This is a genomic window from Saccharopolyspora terrae (assembly GCF_004348435.1).
GTDB classification, from domain to species: Bacteria; Actinomycetota; Actinomycetes; order Mycobacteriales; family Pseudonocardiaceae; genus Saccharopolyspora; species Saccharopolyspora endophytica.
Genome location: NZ_SMKS01000118.1, coordinates 1 through 7,881 on the forward strand (window position 1 = coordinate 1; position 7,881 = coordinate 7,881).

Consider the following 7,881-nt stretch of genomic DNA (forward strand, 5'->3'; position numbering starts at 1 on the left):
CTGCAAGACCCACACACCAGCCCCCTTCCACCCAGGAGAAGCCGATGCCCGCACCGTCCCCCGAGGTCTTCGTCCCGCGCGACTTCCCCGAACCCGCATCGACCTGGGCGAGATCCAGCTCAACCACGCCCAAGCCGGAACACCCGACAAACCCGCCCTGCTGCTGATCCCCGAACAAACCGGCTCCTGGTGGACCTACGAGCCCGCCATGCACCTGCTCGCCGAGCACTTCCACGTCCACGCCGTCGACCTGCGCGGCCAAGGACGCAGCACCTGGACCCCGAAGCGCTACAGCCTCGACACCTTCGGCAACGACCTCGTCCGCTTCATCGCCCTGGTCATACAGCGACCCGTCATCGTCGCCGGATGCTCCTCCGGAGGCGTGCTCGCCGCCTGGCTGGCCGCCTACGCCATGCCCGGGCAGATCCGCGCAGCGCTCTGCGAAGACGCGCCCCTGTTCTCCTCCGAACTCGCGCCCGCCCACGGCCACGGAATCCGCCAAGGCGCGGGCCCCGTCTTCGAGCTCTACCGCGATCACCTCGGCGACCAGTGGCGCGTGGGGGACTGGACCGGACTCACCGCCGCCGCCCGCACCTCACCCCACCAGATCGTGCGCATGTTCGACATGCCCGACCAGCCGCCGCAGAACATCAAGGAATACGACCCGGAGTGGAGCCGCGCCTTCGCCGAAGGAACCGTCGGCCTGAACTGCCCGCACGACATCATGCTCGCCCAGGTCAAATCACCCGTGCTGCTCACCCACCACGCGCACACCACCGCCCCCGAGGGGAGGAGATCGGTGCGCTCTCAGACCTGCAAGCCCGGCAGGCGATGGCGATCATGCGCGAAGCCGGCGTCGACGTGCAGTACCAGTCGTTCCCCGACGCCGCCCACGCCATGCACCACACCGAACCCGCCCCGCTACGCCGAAGTCCTGACCAGCTGGGCAGCCGCACTCCCACCCACCACCTGAACCCTCGCCACAGAAACTGAAACATGTTCTACTGAGTCGCATGGCGATCAAGCATGACCCGAACGACGAATGCGACGTGCTCGTCATCGGATCCGGCGGAGGCGCCCTCACCGGCGCCTACACCGCCGCCCGAGAAGGACTCTCGGTCATCGTGGCCGAAGCATCCACCCACTTCGGAGGCACCACCGCCTACTCCGGCGGCGGCATGTGGTTCCCCTGCAACGCCGCACTCCAACGCGCAGGCCACCACGACACCCTCGACGACGCCCGCACCTACTTCCACGCCGTCGTCGGCGACCGCACACCCACCGAACTCCAAGACGCCTTCATCAACACCGGCGCACCGCTCATCGACTACCTCGAAGCCGACACCGACTTCAAGTTCATGCCCTTCCCGTGGCCCGACTACTTCGGCTCCGCACCCCACGCCAGCGCCACCGGCCGCCACATCATGGCCAAACCCGTCAAAGCCGAAAAACTCGGAGCCCTCCGCGACACCCTCCGCCCACCACTGGGCACCGAACGCGCCGACGAACCCCTCCCGGACGGACTCTTCGGCGGCCAAGCCCTGCTCGCACGCCTGCTCATCGCCCTGTCCAAACAACCCCACGCCGACCTGCGCCGCAACGCCGTCTGCGACGAACTCGTCCGCACCGACGGCACCGTCACCGGGGCAGTGATCACCCAGGACGGCCAACGCCGCCACCTCCACGCCCGCCACGGCATCCTCATCGCCGCAGGCGGATTCGAGCACAACGAGCAGATGCGCACCGCCCACGCCGTCCCCGGCCACACGCGCGACGCCATGGGCCCACCCAGCAACCAAGGCCTGGCCACGCTCGCCGGCATCGCCGCCGGAGCCGACACCGACCTCATGTCCGAAGCCTGGTGGTCACCCGGCATCACCCACCCCGACGGCTCCTCGACGTTCTCCCTCTGGTTCACCGCAGGCATCTTCGTCGACGACCACGGCGAACGCTTCGTCAACGAATCCGCCGCCTACGACCGCATCGGCCGACGCATCCTCGCTCGCCTCGCCGACGGCCGCATGAACCTCCCGTACTGGCTGATCTACGACGACAGGGCAGGGGAGAGGCCACCAGTCCAGTCCACCAGCGTGCCCGTGGGCAACACCCAGGACTACGTCGACGCCGGCCTGTGGCACACCGCCAACACCCTCGACGAACTCGCCACCAAGATCGGCGTCCCCGCCGACAACCTCAAACGCACCGTCACGCGGTTCAACACCTTCGCCGAAACCGGAACCGACGAGGACTTCGCGCGCGGCGACGAACCCTTCGACCGCGCCTTCACCGACGGAGCATCACCCCTGGTCCCCATCACCAAGGGCCCGTTCCACGCGGCCGCCTTCGGAATCTCCGACCTCGGCACCAAGGGCGGCTTACGCACCGACGCACGAGCCCGCGTCCTCGACACCGAAGGCCAGATCATCCCGGGCCTGTACGCAGCGGGAAACTCGATGGCCGCGGTCTCCGGAACCACCTACCCCGGCGGCGGAAACCCCATCGGAGCCTGCATGGTCTTCAGCCACCTCGCAGCCCTCGACATGGCCGAACACAGGGGAGAGGAGTAACCAACTCGATCACCAACCCAACGCACAACCACACCTGAAAGCACGCATCACCGTCACCAACCGACCCCAGCCGGCATCCGGTCATCAGGCAAACCCAAATCCGCCCACGGATCAGTCGGCACCACCTCGGTACTGCGCCCCACATCGTCCAACAGACGACTCTGCCGCTTCGGCTGGCGCAGCGTGATCGCACGCTCCGCCAGCACCAGCGACGGCAGGTACACCGCCAAGCGCTCCTCCACACGCTGACAGTCCTCCGGGGAACGCAACCAGACGATCACCACGAGGTTGCGCTCACCCGTCACCGCAGCGCAGAACCGAACCTCCGAGAGCTTCGCCAACGACCGACCCACCTCCGCCAGCTCACCCGCAGGCACATTCGCCCACAAGATCGCCGAGACCGGCCAACCAGTGAGACCCTGCGCAACCTCGCAGCGGATCGATACCAACCCCTGGTCCACCAGCCTGGCCAACCGCCGCCGCGCAGTGGACACGCTGGTCCCGGTCTCCGCAGCCAGCTCTGACACCGGCCGCCGCGCATCGATGCTCAACGCCACCATCAGAGCACGATCCTGCTCGGTCAACACACCCTGCCGCCCACGAGGCAACGCGTACCGAGCCAACTCCGCGCGCTGCGCCGGAGAAAGCGCGTCGAGCCGCCAATGCCCACCCTCACCGAAGATCGCGGTAGCGGCGTGCACACTCGTCCGCCGCACCCCCGAGCGATGGCTGAGCTCATCGAGCACGAACCGCGAGAGCGCAGGCAAGCTCCGCGAATTGAGCAACACCAGCAAATCCCGGCCACTACCCACCTGATGCACCGAAACGACCTGCGGCATCCGGGCGAGCTGCAACGCCAACCGGTCCCGCTCATCAGGACGGCAGTGAATCTCCACGCACCCGAGCACGAACTCCGACGGCGTGGCAATCCGAGCATGAGCGGTCACCCACACCAAACCCCGCTCAGTAATGCGCTGCCACCGCCGAGCCACCGTGCTCGCATCCACACCCACCACCGAGCCGATCACCTGCCACGAAGCGCGCGGAGCGATCTGCACCGCGTTGACCAGCGCCAAATCCAGCTCATCAAGACTGAACGAATCTTGCATGCGCAGACCCCCACGTGACGATATCCGGCAATCCAAGCAACAAAGCTGAAGCGCTGTCCACCCTTTCCGCCAACCGCACCCACCAAACACGCAGCGCTCGACCCGCCCGGAGACCACATGGACACAGCGCGCACCCGCAAGACCCCGCTCGACCGGGTCTTCACCGGCATCGAACGCCTCGGCACCAAAATCCCCGAGCCGTTCTTCCTGTTCCTCTACCTGCTGATCGCCCTGGCGCTGGTCACCACCACAGTCGCCGCCTTCGGACTCACCATCGAAGTCCCCGGCAAACCCGAACCAATCCCAGTACGCGCCGTCCTCAGCACCGAAGGCCTCGTCTGGTTCCTGACCAACTTCGTCGACAACTTCATCAGCTTCCCACCACTGGGCACCGTCCTGGCGATGATGCTGGTCGTCGGTTTCGCCGAACGCACCGGATACCTGACCTCAGCCGTCACCCTCGCCTTCGGCCGCGCACCACGCTGGCTGCTGCCCTACGCAGTGGCATTCGTGGCCTGCCAAGCCCACGTCATGTCCGACCCATCGCTCATCGTCATCCCACCGCTGGCTGCACTGATGTTCAAAGCCGCCGGACGCCACCCCGTCGCCGGCCTCATCGGAGCCTTCGCCTGCGGCGCAACGGGATACGCAGGGGGAGTGCTGGTCGGATCACTCGACGGACTGCTGGAAGGCATCACCGAGAAGGCCACCCAGATCGCCCCGGTGGGCATCGAAGTGCACACCCACATCGCGATGAACTACTTCTTCGCCGCCACCGCAGGCCTCCTCCTCCCGCTCGTCGGCGGATTCCTCATCGACCGCGTGCTCGAACCCCGACTCGGACCGTGGACGAACCCCGACGGAGAACACGCAACCGAGCTCACCCCCCAACAACGCAGAGGCGTGTTGCGGGCAACCGCCCTCCTCATCGCCTACGCCGCACTGGCCTTCGGCACCTGGCTCGCGCCCAGCAGCTTCCTGCGCGGCGAAACCGGAACGCTCGTCCCCTCACCGTTCCTCGACAGCATCGTCCCGCTGATCATCATCGCGTTCCTGCTGGCCGGACTGACCTACGGACTCACCGCCGGCACCGTGACCAACCGCTCAGACGTACCGCGCATGATGACCGAGACCGTCAAGGACATGGCCGGCTACATCGTCTTCATCTTCATCGCCGCACAGTTCATCGCACTGTTCACCTGGTCGAACCTCGGCACCCTCATCGCCGTCGGCGCCGCCGACGGCCTCCGCGCCGCACACCTCACCGGCTTCCCAGCGATCATCGTCATGGTCCTGCTGGCAACAGTGGCGAACCTGTTCATCACCTCCGGGTCCGCACTCTGGTCACTGCTGGCACCCGTGATGATCCCGGCCTTCACCATCCTCGGCTACGACCCGGCGTTCATCCAGGCCGCATACCGGATCGGCGACTCCACCACGCAGGCCGTCAGCCCGCTCAACGCCTACGTCTACATCCTGCTCAGCGTCAACCGGAAGTACGAACCCGAAACCCAGCTCGGCACGCTGCTGGCACGGCTGAGCGTCTTCGTCCTCCCGTTCTTCGCGATGTGGCTGCTGATCCTCGCAACCTTCTACTTCTTCGACCTGCCCGTCGGACCGGGCTCCGGCATCCGGCTCTGACCACCGACAAAGGAGACACGATGCACTTCGACGAACTCGTAGCCCTGCGACGAGACTTCCACCGCTACGCCGAACCCGCCTTCCTCGAAATCCGCACCTCCAGCATCGTCACCGCACACCTGCGCAAACTCGGCCTGAAACCACTCACCGGCCACCAAGCCATGCGCCCCGACACCGTCGTGGACTACCCCAACCCCCAGCAGCGCGCACTGTTCGCCCAACGCGCGACACGCACCGGCGCCGACGCCGACGACGTCGAGCACGCCGCGGAGTTCGGCACCGCCGTCATCGCCGAAGTGCGCGGCCGGCACCCCGGACCCACCTGGGGACTGCGGTTCGACATGGACGCACTACCCCTGACCGAATCCGACAGCCCCGAACACGCCCCAGCCGCACACGGATTCCGCTGCGAACACGACGCGATGCACGCCTGCGCGCACGACGGGCACACCGCCATCGGCCTGGGCCTGGCCACCAGGCTCACCGAAGACGACGACTTCACCGGCACCGTCCGCTTCCTGTTCCAACCCGCAGAAGAAGGAGGCCGCGGAGCAGCCTCGATGATCGCCGCAGGTGCAGCAGAAGGCATCGACCGCTTCGTCGCAGTGCACCTCGGACTCGACGAACCGGTGGGGCAGGTCAACGGCGGCATCCAAGGCCTGCTGGCCACCACCAAGATGCGCGCCACCTTCACCGGAACCGCCGCGCACGCCGCCGGAGCCCCGGAGAAGGGCGCGAACGCCCTGACCACAGCCGCCAGCGCGCTGCTCAACGTCATGGCGCTACCGCGCTACTCCACAGCCGACACCCGGATCAACGTCGGCACGCTGCACGGCGGCGACAACGTCAACATCGTGCCCTCCTGGGCCGAGATGACCCTGGAAGCGCGATCCACCGACTCCGACGTGAGCACCCAGCTCACCGAGCGCATCAAAACCGCGCTGCACGGCTCCGGAACCATGCACGGCGTCGCGGTCGACGTCGTCGAAACCGGTGGATCAGCCACAATCGATTGCGATACCGACCTGGTGGACGTGATCAACCAGATCGCCGCAGACGTCCCCGAAGCGACGACCACTGCGGGTTTCAAGCAGATGGGCGGCAGCGACGACGCCAGCCTGTTCGCCCGCGAAGTCCAGCGGCAGGGCGGAATCGCCACCTACATGACCGTCGGCGGCGGCAACACCGCGCCGCACCACAACCCGCTGTTCGACATCGACGAGCGCGCCATGCCCGTCGCCCTCGACGTCCTGGAACGCCTCATCAGGCGCTGACCGGAGTAGGCGAGGGGTGCTCGTCGGTGTGTCGGAGTCGATGCAATGCCATTCGCAGGGGAGGTGGCACAGGGGAGCGGACTGACCGTCCACCGACGAAAATGATCACCGTGAGTGACTAGTTGCTCAGATCGCGGAGGGGCCGTTCCCGGTAATGATGTGGCGTGCGGCGGATCGCCTCGCCAGTTGGCCTAGCGACGATCACGACGGGTATCTGGCGTCGCTTCCGTTCCCCGGTTGGCTAACAGAGCAAGCGAGAGTGCCATGTTCAAGCTCAGGACCGAGGGCGTGATGCACACGGGTTTGGATGTTCCGGAATGGCCAGATGAAGACTGCGTGTGGCAAGACGCTTGCCCACGGAACCTACGAGGAGACCAACTGTTGGTTCTTCGGTGACACCGATTGCCCGGACTGCCTCAGTCGACGCTGAAAGTCGCAGTCGCATGGGACGCGGTCACCGATTTCAGTGGGGAGGCCTCCGAACACCTTACTTAACATAATGTGCATTATCGGCTTTACGGGATGATGCAGGACTGAGGCGAGAGGGGCTGTTGGACGGCTCTTTTCGAGCTGCAGCAGGCGCTGCGTGCGGGTGCATCGTGGCAATGCTGGCGCCCGAGGTGGCGTGGCGAGGTGCAGTGGCGGCGGTCGGTGTGAGCGCGCCGGGAGGTTCGGTGGGTGTTGCGCGCAGAGGTCCCGAGGGCTCGTGTCGGTTCGGAGGCAGATTGCGCCTCGGGTCAGCTGGGCGCTTGGTGGTTGCCGCTCGGATGGCCTGGAGGAGCCGATGGCAAGTCCCCTTGTTTGTCCGGCGAACCCCCTTGTCAACCATTAGTTCCGTCACTGTGACGTAATGGGGTTGGTCTGGCTGGACCTCGAAACGATGGTCTGCGCAGTGCATTTGATCGTTGCTGATCACCAGGGACGAGCCGCCGCGCCAGAGCCGCCGGCGAGGCTTCGAGCTGGTTCGACTCAACCGGCACAGCGGCAGACCGCCTCGAAGTCCCGCGGAGTGCGACTGACGGCTCGATGGATGACACCCTCGGGGGCTACGATCCCCCGAGGGTGACCCTCGCTGTGCCCAGCGGCCATAACTCCGATTGATGGATAACGTAGATTATCCACGAAATACCATGATCAACTTATGAATGTCGCTGAAGTAAAATAGCTTTCACTTGACGCATGGCGAATCGCCCTGGTCCGCAGGCTCTCCTGGCGTCGCCCAGCTACTCCGAACCCGCCCTCCCGGCACCCAGGTTCCCGCTCCCCTCGCCCCCGTCTTCCCTTCTGTCC

At 66.1% G+C, this 7,881-nt stretch carries 5 protein-coding genes; 4 read left to right on the forward strand and 1 reads right to left on the reverse strand.

Annotated features, from left to right (window positions below):
- Together E1181_RS30540 and E1181_RS30545 are read left to right on the forward strand one after the other, a co-directional pair.
- Window positions 1-973, forward strand: a 973-nt coding sequence (locus E1181_RS30540) for an alpha/beta fold hydrolase (protein ID WP_207922392.1), incomplete at its 5' end; no start/stop codon positions are given.
- Window positions 974-1,013: 40 nt separating this feature from the next.
- Window positions 1,014-2,567: an FAD-binding protein gene (locus tag E1181_RS30545; RefSeq protein WP_132679877.1), complete on the forward strand. Its 1,554-nt coding sequence runs from the start codon at window positions 1,014-1,016 to the stop codon at window positions 2,565-2,567.
- A 53-nt stretch (window positions 2,568-2,620) separates the two neighbouring features.
- Here the strand turns inward: E1181_RS30545 and E1181_RS30550 are convergent, their stop codons facing one another.
- A complete protein-coding gene (locus tag E1181_RS30550) occupies window positions 2,621-3,676 on the reverse strand; it encodes an Lrp/AsnC family transcriptional regulator (protein ID WP_132679878.1) in 1,056 nt (351 codons plus the stop codon).
- 117 nt (window positions 3,677-3,793) lie between these two features.
- Here E1181_RS30550 and E1181_RS30555 point away from each other — a divergent pair, with 117 nt between their 5' ends.
- Window positions 3,794-5,317, forward strand: a complete 1,524-nt coding sequence (locus E1181_RS30555; protein ID WP_132679879.1) for an AbgT family transporter — start codon at window positions 3,794-3,796, stop codon at window positions 5,315-5,317.
- 20 nt (window positions 5,318-5,337) lie between these two features.
- Window positions 5,338-6,591 carry an amidohydrolase gene (locus tag E1181_RS30560; RefSeq protein ID WP_132679880.1) on the forward strand — a complete coding sequence of 418 codons (1,254 nt, stop codon included), beginning with the start codon at window positions 5,338-5,340 and terminating at the stop codon, window positions 6,589-6,591.
- The last annotated feature ends 1,290 nt before the right edge of the window (window positions 6,592-7,881 follow it).